Genomic DNA, 12,882 nt, shown 5'->3' with positions numbered 1-12,882 from the left:
TCCTAGGTGTGTTTCATCGCGAGTATATGAGAAATATTGAGACTGCGCATCTATTAACTTCACACTTAATCTTCCCGTTGCTTTATTGATGCGCCGAAGGCCGCCTTCATCCGTTTGAAACACTGAGCGTCTGCATCTATCCGGTACAAAAATAGCCGTGGCACACGCGCAAACGTTAAACGCTCTGAAAAGCTCACGCACTGCAACTTTTCCGGCGGCTTACCACAATTTCTCGACAGTTCAAACTGTTGCAACCGCGCAGCGCTGCCCGCCTCGCTCACTGACAATGCGGCGCCGCCGAAGCGTCATCACTAACGCCCCGGCGGTCCTGGTCTTCTCGCGCTTGCCGCACTACAACTCTCTCAGGTTCTTTTTTTGATATAAAAAATATAACGGTTTACGCGCCGCTTCGCAAGCGCGAGGAAGCATCCAGAAGGTTATTTTGGCGCGGTAGTTCAGCACGCGGTCAGTGCCGAAAAAAATCCTCAAGTTTTTGCCGAGCTTGCCGATATATACGTTTAGGCATTTTATAAACTGGACTCGCTCTATCTAATCAACAGCGTCCGCAAAGCATTTAATAACGCGACCGAGCGTATCAATCCGTACTGCCCGAAGCCTTACCCGTTCTTCGCCGCCTTAACCAGACACTCCGACAACTTATCAAAATGCCGCAACGCCGCTTGCGTGAGTTCGATCTGTTTGCGCCGCGCGTCTTCAGTGTCGGCAAGACTGATCCATCCTTTCTCGCGCATCGACTTCAAACGCGCATGCAGCATGGCCGGCGAACCCAGCTCGCTCTTCGCCATCATGTCTCTCACCGACAGCCGTTCGCGCGTCTGACTGGCCCGCGCCACCAGCGCAAGAATGCGCTCCTCCAGCGGGTCGAGCGACGGCAGCGAGGGCAAGCCGCGCAAGGCATCGGTCAACTGCAGAAAGCGAAGGTAGATATCAGCGGGACGGGTCATGTGTGCTCTAGCGGGCAAGCGATGCGCAGGGAATAGAACCCGTGCGCTAACATGGCAACGTTAATGACTGCGGGTCCAATAATTCTACCTCGATGGCAAGCTTACGTTTGCATTTCTGCTCGGTCGTCGGCACCGCCGCGGTATTCATCTTTGCGCTCTGGGCGAATCAGGATATCTTCACACACTCGGAATTCGTGCGTGGCGTGAACTGGATCTATTTGCCGGCAGGCATCCGACTGCTGGCAACGCTCCTGCTCGGCGGCGACGGCGCGCTCGGCCTGCTGCTGGCCAGCTGGCTCGTCAACTGCTTCTATTTCTTTCCGAACGACGTGGTGCGCTCTTTCATGGGCGGCATCATCGCGGCTGTAGCGCCCTACGCGGTCTATCGGCTCGCGCAGGAATTTTACGGATTGCGTTCTTCGCTCACCAATCTCACCGCGAAGCGTCTGCTCGTACTGGTGCTCGCGTACTCTGTAGCAAGTCCGCTTCTGCATCACATCTGGTTCTTTCTGCGCGGCGATACGCAGGATATCTTCAACCGCTTTATCGCGATGTTCGTCGGAGATCTGCTCGGCACCCTGATCGTCATCTACACGATGAAATTCCTGCTGTGCCTGCTGCCGAAGCGCTACGTCGCTCCCTTGAGCGACGGCAGTTGAAAATAGCCGGCAGCAAGCACTGCACTGGCCAAATAGAAAAGCCCCGCAAGATCTTCATCTTGCGGGGCTTTATTTCACGCTAAAACTTTTTAAGCTCAGCGCGACATCATATTCATACTAACGTTATGCATAACCCACAACGTACCGCCAACCACAATAACCGCGGTCAACACCGTGAAAGCAAATGCCGTCACGTTCCACCGCTGCGCCGACGACGTATTCATGTGCAAGAAGAAAACCAGATGCACGACGATCTGCACGAGAGCAAGACCCGCGATGGCGAGCAGTGCCTTCTCGCCCGTCAGCGTCCCGTTCATGACGAGGCCGAACGCCGCAACAGTCAGGATGACCGACAGGATAAAACCCGTCGCGTAGCTGCCAAGGCTGCCGTGACTTTCACCCGAATGTGACGAGTGTCCATTATGGCTATGGTCCATTTAGATCACGCTCGCAAGATAGACAAAGGTGAAGACGCCAATCCACACGACGTCCAGAAAGTGCCAGAAAAGGCTCAGGCACGTCAGGCGAATCATGTCGCGTTCGGTCAGATCGCGATGACCCATCACCTGAATCGAGAGCACCACCATCCAGATCAGGCCGAACGTCACGTGCAAACCGTGCGTGCCGACCAGCGTAAAGAACGACGACAGGAACGCGCTGCGGCTCGGGCCCGCGCCTTCAGCGATCAGGTGCGAGAACTCGCGCATTTCCAGCACGAGGAACGCGAGGCCCAGCAGAAACGTCACGCCGAGCCAGAACAGCAGCACGCCCTTGCGGTTCTTGTGCGCGCCCAGCATTGCGAAGCCGTACGTGATGCTGCTCAGCAGCAGCATCGTCGTTTCGAGCGCGACGCCGGGAATCTCGAAGAGATCCTTGCCGCTCGGACCGCCGGCGAACTGGTGGCCCATCACCGCGAACACCGCAAACAGCGACGCGAAGATGATGCAGTCGGTCATCAGGTACAGCCAGAAGCCGAATACCGAATGCGACGGCGGATGATCGGCATGATGCGCATCGTGATGATGCGAGTCCGCCGTAAGCGTGTTGTTTGACATCAATCCACCTCCAACGTGACCTGCGCACCAACGCGTTTTCCGTCAATCCCGACCTGCGCACCGGAACCGGAGCGGTTTGCTTCAATCGCCGCGACCGTGGCGGCCGGAATGTAAAAACCTTCGTTCTTCTGGAAGCTGTAAATGATCACAGTACCGATCGCGCCGACCAGACCAATAATCGCGAGCCACCAGATATGCCACACAGCGGCAAAACCCAGCACCAGCGAGAACATCGCCACAACCAGACCCGCGGATGTGTTCGACGGCATGTGAATGTCGCTATACACCGGCTTCGGCTGATTCTTGCGCAACTTCATTTCAGCGAATGCGTCCAGTTCACGCACGTCCGGAATGATCGCGAAGTTGTACGAGGCCGGCGGCGAGCTCGTTGCCCATTCCAGCGTGTGACCGTCCCACGGATCGCCCGTGACGTCGCGGTTTTGCGGCAGGTTGCGGTCGCGGATGCTGACGACCAGTTGCACCGCCTGGCAAACGATACCGATGGCGATCAGCACAGCACCGACCCACGCGAACATCAGCCACGGGTGCCAATCCGGATTGTCATAGTGATTCAGACGACGCGTCATGCCCATGAAGCCCAGCACGTACAGCGGCGTGAACGCAACCCAGAAACCGATCTGCCAGAACCAGAACGACGCCTTACCCCACTTCTCATTCAGCTTGAAGCCGAACGCCTTCGGGAACCAGTAGTTGAAACCAGCCAGGTAGCCGAACAGCACGCCACCAATAATCACGTTGTGGAAGTGAGCGATCAGGAACAGGCTGTTGTGCAGCACGAAGTCCGCGCCCGGAATCGCCATCATCACGCCGGTCATACCGCCGATCGTGAAGGTGACCATGAAGCCGAGGGTCCACAGGATCGGCGTCGTGAACTGTAGACGGCCCTTGTAGATCGTGAACAGCCAGTTGAACACTTTCACGCCGGTCGGAATGGCAATGACCATCGTCGCGATACCGAAGAACGCGTTGACGTCAGCGCCCGAACCCATCGTGAAGAAGTGGTGCAGCCACACGAGGAACGACAGAACCATGATCGCGCAGGTCGCCCACACCATCGTCTTGTAGCCGAACAGCGGCTTCTTCGCGAAGGTCGCCACGACTTCCGAGAAAATACCGAACGCCGGCAGGATCAGGATGTACACCTCAGGGTGACCCCATGCCCAGATCAGGTTCAGGTACATCATCGCGTTGCCGCCGCCGTCGTTCGTGAAGAAGTGCATGCCGAGGTAACGGTCCAGACCGAGCAGCGCGAGCGTCACGGTCAGGATCGGGAACGAAGCCATGATCAGCACGTTCGTGCACAGCGCGGTCCACGTGAACACCGGCATCTTCATGAACGTCATGCCCGGCGCGCGCATCTTGACGATGGTCGCGAAGAAGTTCACCCCAGTCAGCAACGTGCCGATACCGGAGAGCTGCAGACTCCACAGGTAATAATCGACCCCGACACCTGGACTGAACTGCAATTCGGACAGTGGCGGATAAGCCAGCCAGCCCGTTTGCGCGAATTCACCGACCACCAGCGAGATGTTGATCAGGATCGCGCTGATAGCGGTCATCCAGAAGCTCAACGAGTTGAGGAACGGGAACGCAACATCGCGGGCACCGATCTGCAACGGCACGATGATGTTCATCAGGCCGACCATGAACGTCATCGCCATGAAGAAGATCATGATGACGCCGTGCGCGGTAAAGATCTGGTCGTAATGGTGCGGCGGCAAGAAGCCTGGCGCGTTATACGACAGCGCTAGCTGGGTACGCATCATGATCGCGTCCGAGAAGCCGCGGAACAGCATGATGAGCGCAACCACGATGTACATCACGCCGAGCTTCTTGTGGTCGACCGACGTGAGCCATTCGGTCCACAGGTAGCGCCACTTGCCAAAATAGGTGATCAGACCCAGAACGAGCGCACCGCCGAGGGCGATCCCGGCAGCCGTCACCATGATGATCGGCTCGTGGTACGGGATCGAGTCTAGTGAAAGTTTTCCGAACATGCGTTACCCCTTACCCTTTGGCGCACAGTTAGCGTCCTTCATGTTGTCCATGACGTTACCGTTGTTGTATCGGGCAATGATGTTGTGAAAGAGCTTCGGATCGACCGACGAGAAGTAGCGCACAGGATCCTTCTCGCTCGGCGCCGAGACCGCGTGGTAACGGTCCATGCTGAGTGTGTCCGACGACGCGCGCACTTTCGCAACCCACGCATTGAACTCTTCAGGCGACGTGGCGAGCGTACGGAACTTCATGTCCGAGAAGCCCTTGCCGCTGAAATTCGCCGAGGTGCCGGCATAGTTGCCGGCCTCGTCCGCGATCAGATGCAGACGCGTTTGCATACCCGCCATCGCGTAGATCTGGCCGCCGAGTTGCGGGATGAAGAACGAGTTCATCACCGTGTCGGACGTAATGAGGAAGTTCACCGGTGTGCCGACCGGAATCGCCAACTGGTTCACCGAGGCAATGCCGAGGTCGGGATAGATGAAAAGCCACTTCCAGTCGAGTGCGACGACTTCGACGTTGATCGGCTTGACCTGCGACTCGAGCGGCTTATACGGATCGAGCTCGTGCGTGCTCTTCCACGTCAGCACGGCGAGGAACAGAATGATCAGCGTCGGAATCGTCCAGATGGCGATTTCAATACCCGTCGAATGTACCCAGCCCGGACGGTATTCGGCGTTCCTGTTCGAAGCGCGGTAACGCCACGCGAACAGCAACGTGAGTGCGATCACCGGAACGACCACGATCAGCATGGCCACGGTCGACGTGGTAATCAGCTCACGTTCGGCCAGACCCACACTCCCCTTCGGATTCAGAATATCGAGGTTGCTGCAACCCGAGAGCAACAACACGAGGCCGGTGGAAAGGAAACTTATCGACCCGCCCAGAGTCTTTCCTTTCATATGCATTGCCCTTTCTTTACGTCTTCCACGAACGTCATTGAACCGTTCTCCATTAATAAGCGCTCGCATAATAAGGGCGCGTCAAGTGGATATAAACACTCATTTTCGCAACGATCTATTGCGTCGCAGCACCGTGTGACATGTTGCCGCATGGCTGTGCGCACGCGAGGGTCTACCATGCGGTTCCGCAACGTACCGACTGAGCCGCCGGATCACTAAAGTCCCTTCAAACAAGCATTAAAACGCAGCGCCATCTGAATGGTTGCGCCGCGCTATACGCTCGCAAAGAGACGTGTGTCGATGCGAAAAGGCCCGCGCCGGCGAAGGCAGCATCCTTGCTTCGAATGCTGCACCCGCTCAGCGCTTCGTTCCGATCAGCCCGGTGTGCGTGCCGCGACGGTTGCAGGTGCCGCCGCCTGCAGATGCTCGCCACCGTCAGCCGGCACGGCGTCCGACGGATGCTCGCTTCGTTCCGATTGGGCCAGCAGCGTACCGACCGAAGGGTCGATTGCATCGGTGAACGGCTTCGGATTGATACCGATGGCCAGCACCAGCAAAGCCATCGCGCCGAGCAGGACGAACTCGCGCTTGCCGAGGTCCTGCAGCTTCGCGACGCGTGCATTGGCAATCGCGCCGAAAATCACGCGCTTGTACATCCACAGCGTGTAGGCCGCGCTGAGCACCAACGTGGAAGCCGCGATGGCACCGATCCAGAAATTGAAGCGAATCGCGCCCATCAACACCATGAACTCGCCGACGAAACCCGAGGTACCCGGCAGACCGATATTGGCCATCGAGAACAGCATCACGAAGGCGGCGAAACGCGGCATGGTGTTGGCGACGCCGCCGTACTCGGCGATCGAAGCGGTCTTCGTGCGGTCGTAAAGCATGCCCGTGCACAGCAGCATGGCACCGGAAACCACACCGTATGACAGCATCTGTACGATCGCGCCCGCCTGGCCGATACGGTTGAAGACGAACAGGCCGAGCGTCACGAGACCCATGTGAGCGATCGTCGAATACGCGAGCAAACGGCGCATGTCGGTCTGCACCAGTGCCAGCAAGCTCGAATAGATCACCGCGATGAGCGAAAGCGTGATGATCATCGGCGCGAAGAAATGGCTGGCCTGCGGTGCGATCGGCAGCGCGAAACGCAGCAGGCCGTAGCCGCCCAGCTTGAGCATACCGATCATCACGGCGGCGCCGGTCGGGCCGTCCAGGTGGACGTCGGGCAGCCACGTGTGCAGCGGCCACATCGGTACCTTCACGCCGAACGCTGCCAGGAAGCCGAGGAAGATCAAGACCTGCGGCCAGGTGCCGAGGTGCGTTTCACGCCACAGCGCGAGGTCGAAGCTGTGTGTCTGACTGTACAGATACAGCATCGACATCAGCATCATCAGCGAACCGAGGAACGAGACGAAGAAGAACTTCACCGCGGCATACGAGCGGTTCGAATGGCCCCATGTACCGATCAGCAGGTACAGCGGGATCAACGTCGCTTCGAACGAGATGAAGAACAACATGCCGTCCATCGACGTGAACACGCCCTGCATGAAACCCGAGAGCATCAGGAAGGCGCCGAAGTACTGTGCGGTGCGCTCGGTGATCGACTCCCACGAGGCAACCACGATGATGATCGTGGTCAGCGCCGTCAACGCGACGAGCCACAGCGAAATCCCGTCCACACCCACGTGCCACGCAATATCGAACGTGGGCGACCAGCGCACGTTCTCGACGAACTGCATCGACGTCACGTCGTTGCGGAAATTCGACACCAGCGGAATCACCGGCAGGAAACCCGCGACCGCGCCGATCAGCGCGAGCCATCGCGTGCGACTACGTGCCGCGTCAGATCCGGCACGCAAAACCACAAGGCCGGCGACAATAGGGATCCAGATGAGTAGGCTAAGAAGCGGAGGCAATGACATGTGTTCTGTTGAAAACTTGAGATACAAAACGCCGCATCAACGCCTTCGAAAACGAAAGCATTGAAATGGATATGTAGGCTGGATTTCGCTGAAATCGACGTCGAAACAGTGCTGCCTGCCTCGCGTTTACCCGCAGTCGAATGAACAAGGGTGGGAGATTACCAAGATAAGAATACTTTTGCAGCGCAACAAAGGCTGAAACGCTTGAAACAACGCATCGTCTCCACGTCGGCCCTTGCGAAACATCGAAAAGTGTGCAGATGCACAAAGCCTTCGAGGCAGGGTATACACCATGCTTTTTGCACGCAGAAGAAAGCAGTTGGAGGCCGCTTAACTACTCTTGCAAAAACGCTTCCACGCCATGTCCAGGAATGGAATGAATCATGCTGGTGCATAAGACGCTATAAAGACCGATTTCGAGCACCCATCAAAAATTTAGCGCGTCCGCAAACAGAAAATTTTTTTGACCCGGCACTCTAAAGAAATAGCCGCGAGCCTCGGAAATGAACTGGCTTGAATGCTCGGCGGCCCGCTTTCAGTTGGGTTTCAACGATGACGGCATGCGCCTGCGAGCCTTACAGAAGCCGAATATACTTCGGCGGTTCACAGGGCCGACGCTCATACGCGGCGCGCCCGTTCTTCGCACAGCGCGACACCGCCCTCACCGGCCTGACTTATCGGATATCGCATGGTGCTTCGAGATGAAGGTGTCGTTCCCGCGCTCGAGTGCCGCGGGCTCAGCAAGACCTACGGCGCCGGCCGCATCGTGCTGGCGCACCTCGATTTCACACTCGCGCCGGGTGAATTCGTCGCGATCATGGGTGACTCCGGCGTCGGCAAATCGACGCTGCTGAATCTCGTGGCAGGACTCGACAGCGCGGATAGCGGCGATGTGATCATCGACGGCAGCGCGGTCTCGCGTCTGGATGACAATGCGGCGACGCGTTTGCGCCGGCAAAAACTGGGCTTCGTGTTCCAGGCGTTTCACGTCCTGCCCCATCTGACACTTGCGCAGAATGTCGCGCTGCCGCTGCTGCTCAACGAGCTGCCCACAGCCGGCGCGCTCGACATGCTCGCGGCGGTCGGCTTGAGCGGCCGTGGCGATGATTTTCCGCGCCAGTTGTCGGGCGGCGAATTGCAACGCGTCGCCATTGCGCGGGCGCTTGTGCATCGCCCGAAACTGATTCTCGCCGACGAACCCACCGGCAATCTCGATCCCGATACCGCACACGACGTGCTCGGTCTGTTCCGCACGCAAAGCAAGGCAACCGGTGCGGCCACGATCATGGTCACGCACTCGGAAGCAGCCGCGGCCGTGGCGGATCGAATCCTGATTCTGAGCGACGGCGGCCTGCATGCATCGTCCGGACGCAACGCCTTTTCGGCCTCGTACGCCGACGCTCGAACCCCTGCGCGTTCCGCCGATGATGGACGCTGAGCCACGCCTGTTGCTGCGAATGCGAGGTCATCGCATGCTCGCGCGTTGGTTGTTGGACGCAGAGTGGCGCAGTCATCGCGGACGCGCACTGGTTGCGATTGCAACGATCGCGCTCGGCGTCGCGCTGGGCTACGCGGTTCAATTGATCAACAGCGCGGCTTTCAATGAATTCTCGGCGGCGGCGCGCAGCCTGTCGGGCCAGGCCGATCTGCAGGTGCGTGCCGCACAGCCGCTATTCGACGAGTCCATCTATCCGCGTTTGTCGACTGAGCCTGGTGTCGCGCTGACGAGTCCCGTACTCGCTCTTGATGTGACTGTTCCGGACCAGAGCGCGGCGCTGCCGGTGCTCGGCATCGACGTCTTCAAGGCGAGCCGCCTTGCGCCCGATCTGATCGGCGTGCCATCGCCGCAACGGCCGTTCGATACGCTCTCGGCTGATACGGTGTTTCTCTCGGTGGCGGCACAACAATGGTTGAAAGTGAAGATCGGCGATGACGTGGCGCTGCAAAGTGGCACCTCGATCGTGCACTTGCGCGTGGCCGGTGGCCTCGTGAGGACACGGCCGGGTCAGCGTCTGGCGGTGATGGATATTGCCGCCGCTCAGTGGAAGTTCGGTAAGGTGGGCAAGCTGTCTCGCATCGACGTACAACTCGTACGCGGCATCGACCGTGAACGCTTCAAGCGGGACCTGCAAGCGCGACTCGGCAGCCAGTGGGTGATCGCCGAGACACGCGATGCCGAAAACCGCACCGATCGTCTGTCGCGCGCGTATCGGATCAATATGAATGTGCTCGCGCTGGTGGCACTTTTCACCGGCGCCTTCCTCGTGTTTTCAACGCAGGCGCTGGGCGTTGTGCGGCGCCGTGCCCAGTTCGCGATGCTGCGTGTGCTTGGACTGACGCGTGGCCAGTTGTTACGTCAGATCCTGATGGAAGGCGCGTTGCTCGGCCTGCTCGGTTCGCTGTCCGGACTCGTGCTTGGCTATGCGATGGCGAGCGGTGCGTTGCGCTTTTTCGGCAGCGACCTGGGCGGTGGCTACTTTCCTGGCGTGCAACCGCACGTCGGTTTCGAACCGCTGGCGACCGCGTTGTTTCTGACGCTCGGTATTGCCGTGTCGGTGCTAGGCAGTCTGGCCCCCGCGCTGGAGGCGGCACGTGCGCGGCCCGCAGCGGCGCTCAAAGCCGGCGCGGAAGAAGGCGCATTGGCGCGGCTCGCTACGCCTTGGCCCGCTTTGGCATGTCTGCTGGTTGCCGCCGTTTTGACGCGGGTGCCGCCGTTGTTCGATGCGCCCATCGGCGGCTACCTGGCCGTTGCGCTGCTGCTGGTCGGCGGGATCGCACTGATGCCACGCGTGACCGCTTTGATTTTTGGTGCCGCGAGCCGTGCGTTCAGCGCGCGGCGTCGCGCCGGCGCGGCGAGCACGTTGGCGTTGGCGCGCCTCGCGAATGCGCCGGGTCATGCGTCGATTGCCATGGGCGGCGTGTTGTCGAGCTTCGCGCTGATCGTCGCGATGGCGATCATGGTGGCGAGCTTCCGCGTTTCCGTCGAAGACTGGTTGGGCCATCTGCTCTCGGCCGATCTGTACGTGCGCGCGGCGCCGAACGGCGATACGGGCGCCCTACGCCCCGACGAACAGACGCTGCTGGCGGCTGTGCCCGGCATCAGGACGGCTGCGTTTGCCCGTACCTCACATCTCACGCTCGATCCTGCACGGCCGGACGTCGCCGTGCTCGCGCGCGAAATCGATGCCGCCGATCCCGGCGCGAATCTGCAGATGACGGGCGCGGTGCTGCCTTCGTCTCAACTGCATAGTGGGGAAACACCTGTTTGGGTATCCGAAGCAATGGTCGATCTGTATGGATACAAGCTTGGCCAACGCGTGCAGTTGCCGCTCGGCGAACACGGTCACGTATTCGTCGTGGCCGGCGTATGGCGTGATTACGTACGTCAGACCGGCGCGATCCAGATACGGCTTGCGGATTATCGGCGTTTGACCGCCGACACGAGCGCGACGGATGTGGCTGTCACTGTTCAACCCGGAACGAGCGTTGAACGTGTGATTACCGGGCTGCGGGCGCTGCCCTTCGGCGCGTCGCTGGATCTGTCGCAACCGGGAGAGATCCGGGCACATACGCTGGTTATCTTCGACCGGAGTTTTGCCGTCACGTATCTGCTCGAGGGAGTCGCGATCGTAATCGGACTGTTCGGCGTCGCGGCGACGTTTTCCGCACAAACACTCGCGCGGGCCCGTGAGTTCGGCATGCTGCGGCATGTGGGCGTGACCCGCTCGCAGGTTCTCGCGATTCTTGCATTCGAAGGCGGGATGCTCACCGCTTGTGGCATTGCGATGGGCTTCGTTCTCGGGTTCGCGATCAGTCTGATCCTCGTGTTCGTCGTCAATCCGCAGTCGTTTCATTGGAGCATGTCGCTGCATGTTCCATGGACGGTGCTCGGCACAGTGGCGTTGGTGATGCTGGCTTCGTCGTGTTCGACGGCGGTGATGGCAGGACGCGGCGCGGTATCGGTGGATGCGGTGCGCGCGGTGAAGGAGGATTGGTGATGAGGGAATTGCCGCGTGAGATGGTGCGGGTGTCGATGGATGACGCGGTGGACGGAGCGACGTATCGAGTGACGTATCGAGTGGCGGCTCGCTCTTATCGAGGCGGTCGGGTCTGTCTGGCGCACAGCGTTCCAGGCGGGTCATCGGCTACACTGCCCCGCCTGGCAAGTGCACGGCGACTTAGCGCTGCGATTCATGCGGCGTTGCTTTGCCTGGGTTTGGTGGCCACCGCATCTGCGGTCGCCGCGACACCCGAGTTCGCGGCGGTCGTGCCGGGCCATTCGATCGTGCTGCCTCAAGACACTGGCGCACACCCGGCTTTTCGCACCGAGTGGTGGTACGCGACGGGCTGGCTCACTACCCCGGACAATCAACCGCTCGGTTTCCAGATTACCTTCTTTCGCTCGGCAACTGGACATGATGCGGCCGATCCGAGTGCGTTCGCGCCGTCGCAATTGATCATTGCGCATGCCGCATTGAGCGATCCCGCTGTCGGTCATCTTGCGCACGATCAGCGCATTGCGCGCCAGGGCTTCGGGCTGGCGTATGCGAAGCCGAACAATACCGACGTCAAACTCGACGCATGGAAAATCACCCGTGCTGCCGACGGCCACTACGACGTCACGGTCGACGCGAACGGATTCGCATTGCATCTCGCGCTGACGCCAACGCAATCGCCACTGGTACAGGGTGAGCAAGGCTACTCACGAAAAGGTCCGCGACCCGAACAGGCGAGCTATTACTACAGCGAGCCGCAATTGCGTGTGACCGGCGGCGTAGTTCGACCGGTTGTGGCAGGCGGGAAATCGGGAGGCGAAACAGTTGTTACCGGTGCGGCGTGGCTCGATCATGAATGGTCGAGCACGCTGCTCGCTACCGACGCGGTCGGATGGGATTGGCTCGGCGCCAACTTGTCAGATGGCTCGGCCTTGATGGCTTTCAAGGTCCGCAGTCGCGATGGACACGCGCTGTGGGCACATGCAGCGCTGAGAAATCGCGACGGCCAGGTGACAACATTCGGCCTCGATCAGGTCGACTTCACTCCGGTGCGCACGTGGCGCTCGCCACGCACGAACACGCCGTATCCCGTTTCGATGACAGTCAAAACCGGTACGCTTACATGGCACCTCGATCCATTGATGGACGACCAGGAACTCGATTCCCGTCAATCGACCGGCGCAGTGTATTGGGAAGGCGCCGTGCGGGTGAGCCGCGAAGGCGTGGACGTCGGACGTGCTTATCTGGAGCTGACGGGTTACGCGAATGCGCTCCGGATGGGGAAGGAGTGATGCGGGAAGAGTAGGCGCGCATCTGGCAAGATTGCGCCCGGCGTTCTTTTGCCGCGTTTTTGGGGCG

Annotated in this window: 10 protein-coding genes; 4 read left to right on the top strand and 6 right to left on the bottom strand. The window is 59.7% G+C overall.

Going from position 1 to position 12,882, the window contains the following annotated elements; all coding sequences use genetic code 11:
* Positions 1 to 617: 617 nt before the first annotated feature.
* Positions 618 to 965: a winged helix-turn-helix domain-containing protein gene (locus PQR53_RS34745; RefSeq protein ID WP_159002849.1), complete on the bottom strand. Its 348-nt coding sequence runs from the start codon at positions 963 to 965 to the stop codon at positions 618 to 620.
* A 92-nt stretch (positions 966 to 1,057) separates the two neighbouring features.
* On the opposite strand from PQR53_RS34745, the gene PQR53_RS34740 reads away from it, so the two are divergent.
* Positions 1,058 to 1,624, top strand: coding sequence for an MASE1 domain-containing protein (locus PQR53_RS34740; RefSeq protein ID WP_408464469.1), 567 nt, complete (start codon positions 1,058 to 1,060; stop codon positions 1,622 to 1,624).
* Positions 1,625 to 1,719: 95 nt separating this feature from the next.
* Here PQR53_RS34740 and cyoD read toward each other — a convergent pair whose 3' ends face one another.
* The 5 genes from cyoD to PQR53_RS34715 all read right to left on the bottom strand — a co-directional run bounded on the left by cyoD (position 1,720) and on the right by PQR53_RS34715 (position 7,528).
* The gene (gene cyoD / locus PQR53_RS34735; RefSeq protein WP_408464467.1) at positions 1,720 to 2,061 is read right to left on the bottom strand and encodes a cytochrome o ubiquinol oxidase subunit IV; all 342 of its coding nucleotides are present in this window, start codon (positions 2,059 to 2,061) and stop codon (positions 1,720 to 1,722) included.
* Positions 2,062 to 2,679: a cytochrome o ubiquinol oxidase subunit III gene (gene cyoC, locus PQR53_RS34730; protein ID WP_408464465.1), complete on the bottom strand. Its 618-nt coding sequence runs from the start codon at positions 2,677 to 2,679 to the stop codon at positions 2,062 to 2,064.
* Positions 2,679 to 4,697 (bottom strand): cytochrome o ubiquinol oxidase subunit I, encoded by a 2,019-nt coding sequence (gene cyoB, locus PQR53_RS34725; RefSeq protein ID WP_408464463.1) that lies wholly within the window; start codon positions 4,695 to 4,697, stop codon positions 2,679 to 2,681. The genes cyoC and cyoB overlap by 1 nt, the downstream gene beginning before the upstream one ends.
* A gap of 3 nt (positions 4,698 to 4,700) precedes the next feature.
* Positions 4,701 to 5,600: a ubiquinol oxidase subunit II gene (cyoA, locus tag PQR53_RS34720; protein ID WP_408464461.1), complete on the bottom strand. Its 900-nt coding sequence runs from the start codon at positions 5,598 to 5,600 to the stop codon at positions 4,701 to 4,703.
* 374 nt (positions 5,601 to 5,974) lie between these two features.
* The gene (locus PQR53_RS34715; RefSeq protein WP_408464459.1) at positions 5,975 to 7,528 is read right to left on the bottom strand and encodes an NADH-quinone oxidoreductase subunit M; all 1,554 of its coding nucleotides are present in this window, start codon (positions 7,526 to 7,528) and stop codon (positions 5,975 to 5,977) included.
* 688 nt (positions 7,529 to 8,216) lie between these two features.
* Here PQR53_RS34715 and PQR53_RS34710 point away from each other — a divergent pair.
* The 3 genes from PQR53_RS34710 (at position 8,217) to PQR53_RS34700 (ending at position 12,815) form a co-directional block, all read left to right on the top strand.
* Complete coding sequence (locus tag PQR53_RS34710) at positions 8,217 to 8,966, top strand: ABC transporter ATP-binding protein (RefSeq protein WP_408464457.1); 750 nt, start codon at positions 8,217 to 8,219, stop codon at positions 8,964 to 8,966.
* Positions 8,956 to 11,526 carry an FtsX-like permease family protein gene (locus PQR53_RS34705; RefSeq protein WP_408464565.1) on the top strand — a complete coding sequence of 857 codons (2,571 nt, stop codon included), beginning with the start codon at positions 8,956 to 8,958 and terminating at the stop codon, positions 11,524 to 11,526. Before PQR53_RS34710 ends, PQR53_RS34705 begins: the two co-directional genes overlap by 11 nt.
* 203 nt (positions 11,527 to 11,729) lie before the next feature.
* On the top strand, positions 11,730 to 12,815 hold the full coding sequence (locus PQR53_RS34700) for a lipocalin-like domain-containing protein (RefSeq protein ID WP_408464455.1): 1,086 nt from the start codon (positions 11,730 to 11,732) through the stop codon (positions 12,813 to 12,815).
* Positions 12,816 to 12,882: the final 67 nt, after the last annotated feature.

The sequence above is a fragment of the Paraburkholderia fungorum genome, from assembly GCF_046027605.1.
GTDB classification, from domain to species: Bacteria; Pseudomonadota; Gammaproteobacteria; order Burkholderiales; family Burkholderiaceae; genus Paraburkholderia; species Paraburkholderia fungorum_F.
The sequence above is the reverse complement of the archived record's forward strand: the minus strand, read 5'-3'. Positions and strand labels throughout refer to the sequence as shown.

Coding starts and splice junctions, on each gene's coding strand:
- PQR53_RS34740 (WP_408464469.1), top strand. CDS start 1,058: ATGGCAAGCTTACGTTTGCATTTCTGCTCGGTCGTCGGCACCGCCGCG.
- cyoC (WP_408464465.1), bottom strand. CDS start 2,679: ATGTCAAACAACACGCTTACGGCGGACTCGCATCATCACGATGCGCAT.
- PQR53_RS34705 (WP_408464565.1), top strand. CDS start 8,956: ATGGACGCTGAGCCACGCCTGTTGCTGCGAATGCGAGGTCATCGCATG.
- PQR53_RS34710 (WP_408464457.1), top strand. CDS start 8,217: ATGGTGCTTCGAGATGAAGGTGTCGTTCCCGCGCTCGAGTGCCGCGGG.
- PQR53_RS34715 (WP_408464459.1), bottom strand. CDS start 7,528: ATGTCATTGCCTCCGCTTCTTAGCCTACTCATCTGGATCCCTATTGTC.
- PQR53_RS34745 (WP_159002849.1), bottom strand. CDS start 965: ATGACCCGTCCCGCTGATATCTACCTTCGCTTTCTGCAGTTGACCGAT.
- cyoA (WP_408464461.1), bottom strand. CDS start 5,600: ATGAAAGGAAAGACTCTGGGCGGGTCGATAAGTTTCCTTTCCACCGGC.
- cyoD (WP_408464467.1), bottom strand. CDS start 2,061: ATGGACCATAGCCATAATGGACACTCGTCACATTCGGGTGAAAGTCAC.
- cyoB (WP_408464463.1), bottom strand. CDS start 4,697: ATGTTCGGAAAACTTTCACTAGACTCGATCCCGTACCACGAGCCGATC.